Source organism: Pseudomonas sp. IT-P253, from assembly GCF_949768125.1.
Classification (GTDB): Bacteria; Pseudomonadota; Gammaproteobacteria; order Pseudomonadales; family Pseudomonadaceae; genus Aquipseudomonas.
Genome location: NZ_CATKPT010000044.1, coordinates 176,920 through 190,276, shown reverse-complemented (window position 1 = coordinate 190,276; position 13,357 = coordinate 176,920). Strand labels below are relative to the sequence as shown.

Annotated in this window: 12 protein-coding genes; 6 read left to right on the top strand and 6 right to left on the bottom strand. The window is 60.6% G+C overall.

Going from position 1 to position 13,357, the window contains the following annotated elements:
- Positions 1 to 65: 65 nt before the first annotated feature.
- From kdpC to kdpF, 4 genes are all read right to left on the bottom strand, one after another.
- Complete coding sequence (kdpC, locus tag ACM6IR_RS21385; RefSeq protein ID WP_414909531.1) at positions 66 to 611, bottom strand: potassium-transporting ATPase subunit KdpC; 546 nt, start codon at positions 609 to 611, stop codon at positions 66 to 68.
- Between the two features lie 200 nt (positions 612 to 811).
- Positions 812 to 2,869, bottom strand: a complete 2,058-nt coding sequence (gene kdpB, locus ACM6IR_RS21380; protein WP_414909530.1) for a potassium-transporting ATPase subunit KdpB — start codon at positions 2,867 to 2,869, stop codon at positions 812 to 814.
- A 10-nt stretch (positions 2,870 to 2,879) separates the two neighbouring features.
- Positions 2,880 to 4,574, bottom strand: coding sequence for a potassium-transporting ATPase subunit KdpA (kdpA, locus tag ACM6IR_RS21375; RefSeq protein WP_414909529.1), 1,695 nt, complete (start codon positions 4,572 to 4,574; stop codon positions 2,880 to 2,882).
- An 8-nt stretch (positions 4,575 to 4,582) separates the two neighbouring features.
- Positions 4,583 to 4,672, bottom strand: a complete 90-nt coding sequence (gene kdpF / locus ACM6IR_RS21370) for a K(+)-transporting ATPase subunit F (RefSeq protein WP_007899818.1) — start codon at positions 4,670 to 4,672, stop codon at positions 4,583 to 4,585.
- Between the two features lie 370 nt (positions 4,673 to 5,042).
- On the opposite strand from kdpF, the gene ACM6IR_RS21365 reads away from it, so the two are divergent.
- On the top strand, positions 5,043 to 5,210 hold the full coding sequence (locus tag ACM6IR_RS21365) for a DUF2897 family protein (protein ID WP_414909528.1): 168 nt from the start codon (positions 5,043 to 5,045) through the stop codon (positions 5,208 to 5,210).
- 58 nt (positions 5,211 to 5,268) lie between these two features.
- On the opposite strand, the gene ACM6IR_RS21360 is transcribed toward ACM6IR_RS21365, so the two are convergent.
- Both ACM6IR_RS21360 and ACM6IR_RS21355 read right to left on the bottom strand, forming a co-directional pair.
- Positions 5,269 to 6,063 (bottom strand): substrate-binding periplasmic protein, encoded by a 795-nt coding sequence (locus tag ACM6IR_RS21360; RefSeq protein WP_414909527.1) that lies wholly within the window; start codon positions 6,061 to 6,063, stop codon positions 5,269 to 5,271.
- Positions 6,064 to 6,154: 91 nt separating this feature from the next.
- On the bottom strand, positions 6,155 to 6,781 hold the full coding sequence (locus ACM6IR_RS21355; protein WP_414909526.1) for a TetR/AcrR family transcriptional regulator: 627 nt from the start codon (positions 6,779 to 6,781) through the stop codon (positions 6,155 to 6,157).
- A 208-nt stretch (positions 6,782 to 6,989) separates the two neighbouring features.
- On the opposite strand from ACM6IR_RS21355, the gene ACM6IR_RS21350 reads away from it, so the two are divergent.
- From ACM6IR_RS21350 to ACM6IR_RS21330, 5 genes are read left to right on the top strand one after another with little or no spacing between them, the layout of a single operon-like run.
- A complete protein-coding gene (locus ACM6IR_RS21350) occupies positions 6,990 to 8,780 on the top strand; it encodes an acyclic terpene utilization AtuA family protein (RefSeq protein ID WP_414909641.1) in 1,791 nt (596 codons plus the stop codon).
- Positions 8,781 to 8,792: 12 nt separating this feature from the next.
- Positions 8,793 to 9,662: an SDR family oxidoreductase gene (locus tag ACM6IR_RS21345; protein WP_414909525.1), complete on the top strand. Its 870-nt coding sequence runs from the start codon at positions 8,793 to 8,795 to the stop codon at positions 9,660 to 9,662.
- Positions 9,663 to 9,665: 3 nt separating this feature from the next.
- A complete protein-coding gene (atuC, locus tag ACM6IR_RS21340; protein WP_414909524.1) occupies positions 9,666 to 11,282 on the top strand; it encodes a geranyl-CoA carboxylase subunit beta in 1,617 nt (538 codons plus the stop codon).
- A gap of 40 nt (positions 11,283 to 11,322) precedes the next feature.
- Positions 11,323 to 12,480 carry a citronellyl-CoA dehydrogenase gene (gene atuD, locus ACM6IR_RS21335; protein WP_414909523.1) on the top strand — a complete coding sequence of 386 codons (1,158 nt, stop codon included), beginning with the start codon at positions 11,323 to 11,325 and terminating at the stop codon, positions 12,478 to 12,480.
- Positions 12,477 to 13,274 (top strand): enoyl-CoA hydratase/isomerase family protein, encoded by a 798-nt coding sequence (locus tag ACM6IR_RS21330; RefSeq protein WP_414909522.1) that lies wholly within the window; start codon positions 12,477 to 12,479, stop codon positions 13,272 to 13,274. The genes atuD and ACM6IR_RS21330 overlap by 4 nt, the downstream gene beginning before the upstream one ends.
- Positions 13,275 to 13,357: the final 83 nt, after the last annotated feature.

The following is a 13,357-nucleotide window of genomic DNA, read 5'->3' as shown; positions in this document are numbered from 1 at the left end:
GCTCCCACAAAAGAATGCATTCCAATGTGGGAGCGAGCTTGCTCGCGATTGGCGGCGCCACCGATCTACAGGTTTTCCAGCGCGATGTTCAACGCCAGCACATTGACCACCGGCGGCCCCACCAGCGGCTGCTCGGTGTGCGCATTCAGCAGTTGCTCAAGCGTAGACACCGGCAGATTACGCGCTTGGGCAACACGTGCCAGTTGATAGGCAATCGCGGCCGGTGGCAAGTGTGGATCAAGGCCGCTGCCGGAGGTGGTCAGCAACGCCAATGGCACGGGCCCCTGACCGGGAACCAGCAACTTGTTGGCATCGTCGATCACCCGAGTGGCCAGGGTCGGGTTGCTCGGCGACAGGTTGCTGGCACTGCTCGACACGGTGGCAAAAGCACCGGCCGAGGGGCGTGGATGAAACCAGGCGTCACCGACGAAATCCTGGGCAATCAACGACGAGCCACGCACCTTGCCGTCGGCGTCGCGTACCAGACTGCCGTTGGCTTGATCGGGGAAGGCGACCTGGGCGACGCCAGTGACGACCAATGGGTAGGCGACGCCGGTGATCAGTGTCATCAGGACCAGCAGGCTCAAGGCCGGGCGTATTATTGCGGACATTTCAAAATCCTCGAATTCAGTGAGAGGTACACACGTCACCTGTGGCGAGGGAGCTTGCTCCCGTTCGGCTGCGAAGCAGTCGTCAACCCGGCGAATGCGGTGTGCCTGAACATAGGCAGGCGCTTGGGGTGGGGCTACTTCGCAGCCCAGCGGGAGCAAGCTCCCTCGCCACAAAAAGCCACCACCCTGCCCCATAACGGTCAAACCAGGTGTAACGCCGTCAACAGCATGTCAATTGCCTTGATCCCCACAAACGGCACCACTATCCCGCCCAATCCATAGATCAGCAGATTGCGCCGCAACAACGCCGCCGCACTTGCGGCCTGTACGCGCACACCGCGCAATGCCAACGGAATCAGCACCACGATGATCAAGGCGTTAAACACAATCGCCGAGAGAATCGCGCTTTGGGGACTGCTCAGGTGCATGACGTTGAGCACGCCCAGTTGCGGGTAGATCGAGGCGAACAGCGCCGGCAGGATCGCGAAGTATTTGGCCACGTCGTTGGCGATGGAAAAGGTCGTCAGCGCACCGCGAGTCACCAACAATTCCTTGCCGATCTGCACCACGTCCAGCAACTTGGTCGGGTCGCTGTCGAGGTCGACCATGTTCGCCGCCTCGCGTGCCGCTTGCGTCCCGTCGTTCATTGCCATGCCGACGTCTGCCTGCGCCAATGCAGGGGCGTCGTTGGCGCCGTCGCCGCACATGGCGACCAGCCGACCGTCGTTCTGCTCGTGACGAATGCGCGCCAGTTTTTTCTCCGGCGTGGCTTCGGCCAGCACGTCATCGACACCCGCCTCGGCCGCAATCGCCGCAGCGGTCAACGGGTTGTCACCGGTCACCATGACCGTGCGAATCCCCAGTTTGCGCAACTCGGCGAAGCGCTCGCGGATGCCGGGCTTGACCACGTCCTTGAGGTGGATCGCGCCGAGCAATTTGCCGTCGGCACAGACCAGCAATGGCGTGCCGCCGCTCTGGGCGATCTTGTCGATTTCACGGGACAGGGCCGGTGCGAGATCGGCGCGCTTCAGGCCGACGAAGGCCAGCAACGAATCCACCGCGCCTTTGCGATACACACGACCTTGATAGTCGACACCGGACAGGCGTGTCTCGGCGCTGAACGGCACCACCGTGAGCATGTCGGCGGACGGCTCAGACTGTGGATGAAGCCCGCGCAGGTACTCGACGATGGACTTGCCTTCTGCCGTGTCATCGCCCAGCGAGGCGAACAACGCGCCCTCGGCCAGTTCCTTGGCATTGACGCCTGGTGCGGCATAGACCGCGGTGCAGCGGCGGTTGCCGAAGGTGATGGTGCCGGTCTTGTCCAGCAGCAGGACGTGCACGTCCCCGGCCGCTTCTACGGCACGACCGGACTTGGCGATTACGTTCAGCCGTACCAGACGGTCCATCCCGGCGATACCGATGGCGGACAACAAACCGCCAATGGTGGTCGGAATCAGCGTGACCAATAACGCCACCAGGAACACCAGCGGCAAATTGCCGTTAGCGAAGTGGGCGAACGGCTGCAGGGTCACGACCACCAGCAGGAAGATCAGGGTGAGGCCGATCAGCAGGATGTCGAGCGCGACTTCATTCGGGGTTTTCTGGCGTTTGGCGCCTTCAACCAATGCGATCATGCGGTCCAGTGTCGACTCGCCAGGGTTAGCGGTAATGCGCACCAGCAGCCAGTCGGAGACCAGTCGGGTGTTGCCGGTGACGGCCGAACGGTCGCCACCGGACTCACGAATCACCGGCGCGGATTCACCGGTAATCGCCGCTTCGTTGACGGCCGCGATGCCTTCGATCACCTCGCCGTCACCCGGGATCATTTCCCCCGCTTCGACGCGTACCACATCACCGTTGCGCAGGCTGGTGGCCGGCACCACTTGAAAGGTGCCGTTTGTGGTTTTACGGCGCGCACTCAAGCCTTCGCTGCCGGCCTTGAGGCTGTCAGCGCGGGCTTTGCCGCGACCTTCGGCCAAGGCTTCGGCGAAGTTGGCGAACAGCACGGTGAACCACAGCCACACGGCAATTTGCGCCGCGACGAAGGTCGGCACGCTACTGTCAGGAATGAAGCAGAGCACGGTGGTCAGGATCGCGGTCAACTCCACCACCAGCATGACCGGCGCACGCTGCAATTGCCGTGGGTCGAGCTTGACGAAGGCTTGCACCAGTGCTGGACGCCACAGGGCCGAGATCGCGGTCTTCGGTTGTTCCGGTGCCTTGACGACCACCGGTTTAATTACGGGCATATTCATCAAATAGTCCTCAGAAGCCCATGCTCAAGTGTTCAGCGATAGGACCCAGCGCCAGCGTCGGCAGGAAGGTCAGGCCACCCACGAGCAAAATGGTCACGGTCAGCAAAGTCACGAACAGTGGGCCGTGGGTCGGGAAGCTGTTTTGGCCGATCGGTGCGGTTTTCTTCATCGCCAGGCTGCCGGCCAGGGCCAGTACCGGGAGGATGTAACCGAAGCGCCCGATCAACATGCCCAGGCCGAGCATCAAGTTGTGAAACGCGGTGTTGGCCCCGAAGCCACCGAATGCCGAGCCGTTGTTGGCACTGGCCGAGGTGTAGGCGTAGAGCAATTGACTGAAACCGTGTGCGCCAGGGTTACTCACCGCCGCAACCGGGCCAGGCAGGCTCGCGGCAATTGCACCGAGCACCAGCACGCCAATCGGCATGACCATCAGGGTCACCACCAACAACTGTACTTCCTTGGCTTGCAGTTTCTTGCCGAGGTATTCCGGCGTGCGGCCGATCATCAGGCCGGCGAGGAACACCGCGATCAACACGTTGAGCAACATGCCGTAGAGCCCGGCACCGACGCCGCCGAAGATCACTTCGCCGACCATCATGTTGACCAGCGCGACCATGCCGGTCAGTGGGTTGAGGCTGTCGTGCATGGCGTTGACCGAACCGTTGGATGCTGAGGTCGTGGTCACCGACCACAACACGGACGCGGTGGTGCCAAAGCGCGCCTCCTTACCTTCCAGCGGCGCGGTCTGTTCGACGGCGACATTGTTCAGCGTCGGGTTCGGTTGGTATTCAGCCCACAGCGAAGTGGCGCCGCCAATCAGGAACAGCGTCAGCATGCAGGCCACAATCGCCCGGCTCTGACGCAGGTCCTTGACGTAGTGGCCGAAGGTGAACACCAGTGCCACCGGGATCAGGATGATCGAGGCCAACTCGAACAGGTTGCTCCATGCGCTCGGGTTCTCGAACGGGTGCGCCGAGTTGACGCCGAAAAAGCCACCACCGTTGGTGCCCAATTGCTTGATCGCAATCTGGCTCGCGGCCGGGCCGAGCGGAATGACCTGATCGACGCCTTGCATCGTCACGGCATTCACATACTGCGCGAAGGTTTGCGGTACGCCCTGCCAAACCAGATACAGCGCCAACAACAGGCACAGCGGCAGCAAGCCGTAGAGGGTGGCGCGGGTCATGTCGACCCAGAAGTTGCCAAGGGTCTTGGTCGATTTACGACCGATGCCACGACACAGCGCAACCAACACGGCCAGGCCGGTGGCGGCGCTGACGAAGTTCTGCACGGTGAGGCCGACCATCTGACTGAGGTAACTCAGCGAGGCTTCACCGCTGTAGGACTGCCAGTTGGTGTTGGTCATGAAGCTGACGGCGGTGTTGAACGCCAGTGTCCACTCCTGACCCGGCAGGTTTTGCGGGTTCAGTGGCAAGTGGTCCTGGAACAACAGAATCGCGAACAACAGCAAAAAGCCCGCGAGGTTAAAGGCGAGCAAGGCCAGGGCATATTTCTGCCAGCTTTGTTCGGCCTGCGGATCAACGCCGGCCACTTTGTAACACCCACGTTCAACCGGCCCGAGGATCGGTGTCAGCCAGGTACGCTGGCCTTCCATCACCTTGTAGTAGAACCGCCCCAGAAACGGTGCCGGGATCAGCACCGCGGCGAAGAAGGCGAGGATCAGCCAATAGTCATAACTGTGCATAGCCGCTCCTAGTTCCGGTCCGCGCGCAACAGCGCAACCAACAGATAAATGAACAGCCCCACTGCCAGCAGCAGTGACACCCCATCCAGAACGCTCATGGAAGTTCTCCGTGTTACGGCGTATTGCCGCGTGTGGAGTCATTGTCGGAAGGAAGGCTGTAAAGGAGCGAGATCGAGGGCGTTGGCTGGACATAAAGAAAGCGTAAAGAGTGGGTTTACGCGGGGGTTACAGCGGCGTCCGGGCGACCGCTTTCGTGAGCCGGTTCGCTCCCACAGGGGAATGCATACTTATGTGGAAGCGAGCCTGCTCGCGATAGGCCGAGGCGATATTGACAGTGTTGTAAACAGCGCACATCGCGCCGTCCTATCAGGCATAGAATGGAACCACTGCGAAGTCCTTTCGCTCAAAGTGGTATGCACCATCGATTGGCGAAACCCTCGCCAATCGCCTGCCCTCAAGGAGAGCCCTATGCCCTGGTATGCCTGGTTGATTCTGGTCGTTGCAATCGGCTCGATCGTTGGCGGTTTGATGCTGTTGCGTGACACCGCCACCAAGGTCGATCTGACCGAGGAGCAACGTAAACGCGTCGCCGAACGCAATGCGGAAATGGACGCCAAGGAAGCGCAGGACCGCTAACTCATAAATCGTCCGGAGGCTCGAACAGCTTTCGGACGATTAGGAATTCCATGGCCCCTCAGCGATCCGGGACCGGCACCAAGGCGATTTTGTACGGTTCGAAAATCTTCAGCATCTGACCGTTGTCGCGTAACCCTTTGAGCAACTGGCCGAATGCCTCGCCGCTGATCGGTGCGGCCGGGCTGAGGATGGCGTAGTGGTGATAGACCTGATCGATGCGCTCGGACACCAGTAACTGATCGGCGACTTTTTCGTTGCGCAAGAAGTAATCGCTCAAGTAGGAGCGCGTCACCAAGGCAATGTCTGCACGCCCGCGCAGCACCATCAGCAGGTTACTGTCATGGGAGTAAGTCAGCGTGGCATTGTAATTTTGCGCGAGGAACTTTGGATCGGCGTTGAAGTTGGCGAATTCGTAGTGATAGCCACTGAACAGCGCCAGGCGCTTGCCAGCGAGGTCGGTAAAATAGCTCTGCTGGCGATCCGGCTGGCGTTGCGCGACAAAAATTTCGGCGTCTTCCAGGCCCATGTCGACGCTGGTGTGGGGGATGTCCTTCCAGCCCCAGTCCGGGTTTTCGAAAATCGCCATGTCCACCCGGCCCTGCTTGAAGTCACCAAAGCGCCGGGGAATCGAAGTGGGGACCAACACGAAATTATAATTGGTTTGCGAGGCGTTGAGTGCCTCGACCAGCTGCGGCAGCAACCCCGTGTCGACACCGGATTCCGGCCGCACCGTGTAAGGCGGGAAATGTGCGGCGCCGATGCGCACGGTTTGTGCTGCTTGGGAGGGCAATACCCATAACGCCGCGAGTGTCGCCAGTAAAAGCTGGGAAACCGTCCGAATTGGCGAAGACATCAATACTATTTACTCCCCGAAAATACGCATCAATGCCATTCAAACCAGGCGGTTCTGCCCACTCGCCAGTTTCCCGCCGGGCTGCACAACCTTAATACCTCTCTTCCAGCACCAGAATCAATGCCTCATCGGCCAATTGATCGAGGCTCATGCTGCCACCGGCGCGAAACCAGGTGGTGGTCCAGGACAATGCGCCGGTCAGAAAACGGCGGGTGATGAACACATCGCCGCGGATAAAACCGGCGCTCTTGGCCTCGCCCAACACCTGCAACCAGATGTCTTCATAAATGTCGCGCAGCGCCAGTACCTGCGCCTGTCCGTCTTCGGACAGCGAACGCCACTCATAGACCAACACCGCCATGGCCTCGCCGCTGCCGCCCATGATCGACTGCAACTCGCAGCGGATCAGGGCCAATACCCGCTCGCGCACGTTGGTTGACTCGGCCAGGGCCGCGCGCATCAATGCAGTGTTGTAGCGAATGGTCTCTTCCATCACCGCCCGCAGGATCTCGTCCTTGCTTTTGAAGTGATGAAAAATGCTACCCGACTGAATGCCAACTGCGCCGGCCAGGTCGCGTACGGTGGTGCGCTCGAAACCTTTATTGCGAAACAGGTGAGCCGCCACTTGAAGCAGTTTGCCACGGGCGCTGTCCGGGTCGGTCAATTGGCCATTGTCGACCAATTCGCGCATGACCTTCAGGGCTTTTTGCTCGTCCACCCGTTCTCTCCTACAGTCGATCAATCAAATGCGCCACTCATGCAGGAGCAAGCTCGCTCCTACAATTGTATGGGGTAGCGCGGGCAATTTAAGCTCGCGACGGCCACCAAGCAAGCGCTCGGGAAGAAGATAGCTCAGTCATTTACAAACCAAGCGCTTGCTTGGTAGTCTCGAAACACTTCTGACGGAGGTGGCTATGCAGTTGACTGTGCCTGAAACAATCCGCATCGGGTGCGCCAGCGCGTTTTGGGGCGACACCTCGACCGCCGCCGCGCAACTGGTGGAAGGCGGGCGTCTGGACTATCTGGTGTTCGATTATCTGGCCGAAATCACGATGTCGATCATGGCCGGCGCGCGGATCAAAGATCCCCAGGCAGGCTACGCCAATGACTTCATCGAAGTCCTCAGCCCGTTACTGGGGCAACTCGCCGAACAAAAAATCCGGGTGATCAGCAACGCCGGCGGAGTCAACCCGCAGGCCTGCGCCGCCGCCCTGCAAGCAGCCTGCGACAAGGCCGGGGTGCAGCTCAAAATCGCGGTGTTGCTGGGTGATGACCTGCAACCGCAGCTCAAACAGTTGAGCAGCAGCGGCATTCAAGAAATGTTCACTGGCGCGCCACTCCCGCCGATGTGCGTCTCGACCAACGCCTACCTCGGCGCACCGGGCATCGTCGAAGCCCTGCGTCTGGGGGCGGACATTGTGATTACCGGGCGCGTGGTCGACAGTGCCGTGGTCAGCGCTGCACTGGTGCATGAGTTCGGCTGGTCATGGCGCGACTACGACAAACTCGCCCAAGCCGCACTCGCCGGCCACATCATCGAATGCGGTGCCCAGTGCACAGGCGGCAACTTCACCGATTGGCGCGACGTGCCCGACTACGAGCACATCGGCTTCCCCATCGTCGAAGTCAGCGCCGACAGCCAGTTCATCGTCAGCAAACCTGAAGGCTCCGGCGGGCTGGTCACGCCACTGACGGTGGGTGAGCAGATGCTTTATGAAATCGGCAATCCACAGGCCTATCTGCTGCCCGACGTGGTCTGCGATTTCACGCAGGTCAAACTCCAGCAACAAGGCAAAAATTCGGTTCAGGTGCACGGCGCAAAAGGTTTGCCACCGACGGATCAGTACAAGGTCAGCGCGACCTGGCCCGACGGTTTCCGCTGCACCGCCAGTTGCCTGATCGCCGGGATCGATGCGGTCGACAAGGCCCGGCGAGTCAGCGAAGCAATCATCAACAAGACGTCGGAAATCTTCAGCCAGCGCGGCTGGGCGCCCTATAGCGAGGTGAACATCGAGTTGCTGGGCAGCGAGGCCACCTACGGCCCCCACGGTCAGCGCCGGGACAGCCGTGAAGTGGTGATCAAACTCGCCGTGCGCCATCCGGTCAAACAGGTACTGATGGTGTTCTCCCGGGAAATCGCCCAGGCCGCCACCGGCATGGCACCTGGGCTGACCGGCATTGTCGGCGGACGGCCAACGGTGTATCCGCTGATCCGACTGTTCTCGTTCCTGATCGACAAAACGGCCTGCACGCTGGAAATTGATCTCATGGGTCAGCGCCACTCGTGCGCCTTGCCTGCCCTCGATGTGCTCGACACTGCCGACTTGCCAGTGCCGTTCGAGCCACCCGGGCCCAGCGGTCTGGCAGACGCCAGCGTGGCCCTGATAAAACTCGCTGTGGCGCGCTCCGGCGACAAAGGTAATCACAGCAACATCGGCATCATGGCCCGCGATCCCGAGTACTTGCCGTGGATCGCCGAAGCACTGAGGCCGGAGGTGATCGTCGACTGGATGAGTCATGTCCTTGACCCGGTCCACGGACGTGTCGAACGCTGGTACTTACCAGCCACCCACAGCCTGAATTTTCTGCTGGAAAACGCCCTTGGTGGCGGTGGAATGGCCAGCCTGCGGATCGATCCGCAAGGCAAAGCCTTCGCCCAGCAACTGCTGGAAATCCAGATTCCGGTGCCTCAGCGCATCGCCGACCAGGTCAACTAGAGGGCTGCCGCCGTGACTTACGATTCGATATTCAGAGCCGATTTGTTTGCTGGCCGAACCATCATCGTCACCGGTGGCGGCAGCGGCATCGGCCGTTGCACCGCCCATGAGCTGGCGGCACTCGGGGCCCATGTGCTGCTGGTGGGACGTAATGCCGACAAACTGAAAACCGTCGCCGCCGAGATTGCCGAGGACGGCGGCACGGCTGACTGGAAGACCTGTGATATTCGCGATGAAGACGCCGTCACGCATCTGGTCAGCGAACTGATCCGCAAGCACGGGCAGATCCACGGGCTGGTCAACAATGCCGGCGGACAGTTCCCGTCCCCATTGGCCTCGATCAATCAGAAGGGTTTCGAAACCGTGATGCGCACCAACCTGGTGGGCGGCTTCCTGATGGCCCGGGAAGTGTTCAACCAATCCATGAGCAAGCATGGCGGCGCGATCGTTAACATGCTCGCCGACATGTGGGGCGGCATGCCCGGGATGGGGCACTCGGGCGCGGCACGCTCGGGCATGGATAACCTGACCAAAACGGCTGCGTTTGAATGGGGTTACGCCGGGGTGCGGGTCAATGCAGTGGCGCCAGGCTGGATCGCGTCCAGCGGCATGGACACCTACGAAGGCGCATTCAAAGCGGTGATTCCGACCTTGCGCGAACATGTGCCGCTCAAACGCATTGGCACCGAATCGGAGGTCAGCGCGGCGATCGTTTTCCTGCTCAGTCCGGCCGCGGCATTTATCAGCGGCAGCACCTTGCGCATCGACGGTGCCGCCAGCCTCGGCGGGCGGGCGTGGCCGATCCATCAGGCGCAGAACAGCGAATCCTATAACGGCTTTCACCGCGCTTACCTTCCGGATGTGCTCAAGGACAAGGAATAGCCCATGCCGGTCATCCAGTCGCAAGTGGACCCCTTCAGCGAGCAGTTCGCCCGCAATCGCGCGGCGATGCTGGTAGGGATCGAGCAAGTCCGCGAGCTCGAACAAAATCTGCTGAACAAGGCTTTTGAGTCCAAACCCAAGTTCGACAAGCGCGGGCAGCTACTGCCTCGTGAACGGCTAAATCTATTGCTCGACCCGGGTGCGCCGTTCCTCGAACTGGCGAGCCTGGCCGGCTACAAACTGTATGACGACAAGGACGGCAGCGCGGCCGGTGGCGGTTTGATCGCCGGTATCGGTTACGTGTCCGGCGTACGGGTGCTGGTGGTGGCGAACAACAGCGCCATCAAGGGCGGGACCATTTCCCCCAGCGGCCTGAAAAAATCGTTGCGCCTGCAACAGATCGCCATGGAAAACAAACTACCGGTGATCACCCTCGCTGAAAGCGGTGGTGCCAACCTCAATTACGCCGCGGAGATTTTTGTCGAAGGCGCACGCAGCTTTGCCAATCAGGCACGGATGTCGGCCATGGGGTTACCGCAAATCACGGTGGTCCATGGCTCCGCCACGGCGGGCGGTGCTTATCAACCTGGCTTGTCGGATTACGTGGTGGTGGTACGTGGCAAGGCCAAGCTGTTCCTGGCCGGCCCGCCCCTGCTGAAAGCGGCGACAGGCGAAGTCGCCACCGACGAAGAACTGGGCGGTGCCCAGATGCACGCGCAAACCGCTGGCACGGCTGAATACCTGGCCGAGAACGACGCCGATGGCGTGCGCCAGGTACGTGAGATTGTCAGCCTGCTGCCGTGGAACGATCAATTGCCCCGTTTGCCCGAGCGGCGCTGGGAAGAACCGCTCTACCCCATCGACGAGTTGCTCGGGCTGATTCCCGACGACGCAAAAAAACCCTACGACGTGCGCGAGATCATCGCGCGGATTGCCGATGCGTCGAACTTCCTCGAATTCAAAAGCGAGTTCGATCAGCACACCATTTGCGGTCATCTGCAGATTCAGGGCCGCGCCTGTGGTTTGATCGGCAACAATGGACCGATCACGCCCAAGGGGGCGAGCAAGGCGGCGCAGTTCATTCAGCTCTGCGACCAGAGTCAGACGCCGCTGCTGTTTTTCCACAACACCACCGGTTTCATGGTCGGCACCGAGTCGGAACAGCAAGGCGTGATCAAGCACGGCGCCAAGATGATTCAAGCGGTGGCCAACGCCCGCGTACCCAAACTGACCGTCGTCGTCGGTGGCTCCTATGGCGCCGGCAACTATGCGATGTGCGGTCGCGGCCTCGACCCGCGTTTCATCTTCGCCTGGCCCAACAGCCGCACAGCAGTGATGGGTGGCGCCCAAGCGGGCATGGTATTGCGAATTGTCACCGAGGCGAAACAGGCCAAAGACGGGCTGGTACCCGACCCGAAAATGCTCGACATGCTGGAACAGGTCACCGCACAAAAACTCGACAGCCAGTCCACGGCGCTCTACAGCAGCGCCAATCTGTGGGACGACGGGTTGATTGATCCGCGGGATACCCGGACCTTGCTTGGCTACTTGCTGGATATCTGCCACGAGGCCCAAGTGCGGCCGCTGCAAGCCAACAGTTTTGGTGTCGCGCGTTTTTAATAAGTGCGGGAACCATAGGGATCAGAGGGGAATAATAAAAATGATCTTCACCCAGGAACACGAAGCGCTGCGTCGCACCGTCCGCCAATTCGTCGATCAGGAGATCAATCCGCACGTCGATGAATGGGAAAAAGCCGGGCGTTTTCCGATCCATGACATCTTTCGCAAGGCCGGCGAGCTTGGCCTGCTGGGGATTTCCAAACCGGAAAAATTCGGTGGCATGGGGCTCGACTACAGCTACTCCATCGTCGCGGCTGAAGAGTTCGGCACCATTCATTGCGGCGGCATTCCGATGTCCATCGGCGTGCAAACCGATATGTGCACCCCGGCGCTGGCGCGTTTTGGCTCCGATGAATTACGCGACGAGTTTCTGCGTCCGGCGATCACCGGCGAACAGATCGGCTGCATCGGCGTCTCCGAAGTCGGTGCCGGATCCGACGTGGCCGGGTTGAAAACCACTGCCCGCAAGGACGGCGATGACTACGTGATCAACGGCAGCAAGATGTGGATCACCAACTCGCCAAATGCCGATTTCATGTGTCTGTTGGCCAATACCTCGGACGACAAACCGCACATCAACAAGTCGCTGATCATGGTGCCGATGAACACGCCCGGGATCAGCCTCAGCTCGCACCTCGACAAGCTCGGCATGCGCAGTTCGGAAACCGCCCAGGTGTTTTTCGACAACGTGCGCGTTCCGCAACGCAACCGCATCGGCCATGAAGGCGCGGGTTTCATGATGCAGATGCTGCAGTTTCAGGAAGAACGTCTGTTCGGCGCAGCGAACATGATCAAGGGCCTGGAATATTGCGTCGACAGCACCATCGAGTACTGCAAGGAGCGCAAAACCTTCGGCAATGCGCTGATCGACAACCAGGTGATCCATTTTCGCCTGGCCGAACTGCAAACCGAAATTGAATGCCTGCGTGCATTGGTCTATCAGGCCACCGAGCAATACATCAAAGGCCAGGACGTCACGCGTCTGGCCTCCATGGCCAAACTCAAGGCCGGGCGGCTGGGCCGCGAAGTCAGCGACAGTTGCCTGCAATATTGGGGTGGCATGGGCTTCATGTGGGACAACCCGGTGGCCCGGGCCTATCGCGATGTGCGGCTGGTGTCGATCGGTGGTGGCGCTGACGAAATCATGCTGGGGATCATCTGCAAACTCATGGGCATCCTGCCGGGGAAAAACAAATGAATACCTTGCCCGATTGCCAGACCTTGCTGCTCGAACCGCATAACGGCGTTCTGCACATCACCCTCAATCGCCCGCAAAGCCGCAACGCCATGAGCCTGCTGATGGTCGCCGAACTGCGTGCGGTGTTGTTGGCCGTGCGCGACGACCGTGAGATTCGTGCGTTGGTGATTGGCGGCGCCGGCGGGCATTTTTGCGCCGGTGGCGACATCAAGGACATGGCCAACGCCCGTGCTCAAGGTCCGTCGGCGTACCGCGATTTGAATCGAGCGTTCGGCGCGCTGCTGCAAGAGGTGCAACACGCACCGCAAGTGGTGATCACGGTGCTGCAAGGCGCGGTGCTCGGCGGTGGTCTGGGCCTGGCCTGCGTCAGCGATGTCGCATTGGCTGATCATCAGGCGCAATTCGGTCTGCCGGAAACCAGCCTCGGTTTGCTGCCCGCGCAGATCGTGCCGTTCGTGGTTCAGCGCATCGGTCTGACCCAGGCTCGGCGATTGGCCCTGACAGCGGCGCGGTTCGATGGCACCCAGGCGCGGCGTATGGGGCTGGTGCATTTTGTCGAGCATGACGCGCAAGCGTTGGCCGAGCGTCTCGATGAAATCCTGGCCCATGTACTGTGCTGCGCACCGGGGGCGAATGCGGTGACTAAAAAACTTTTGCTGGCGAGTGCCGGACAGCCTTCGGGAGGACTATTGGATGAAGCGGCCGAATGGTTCAGCGAGGCGGTGACCGGGGAGGAAGGCATTGAGGGAACCCAGGCCTTTGTGCAAAAGCGTAAACCGGGGTGGGCCCTTTAAAAGCTTCGCGAGCAGGCTCCCCCACAATGGAATCCGTTTCAACTGTGGGAGCGAGCTTGCTCGCGATGAGGCCATCACCTTCA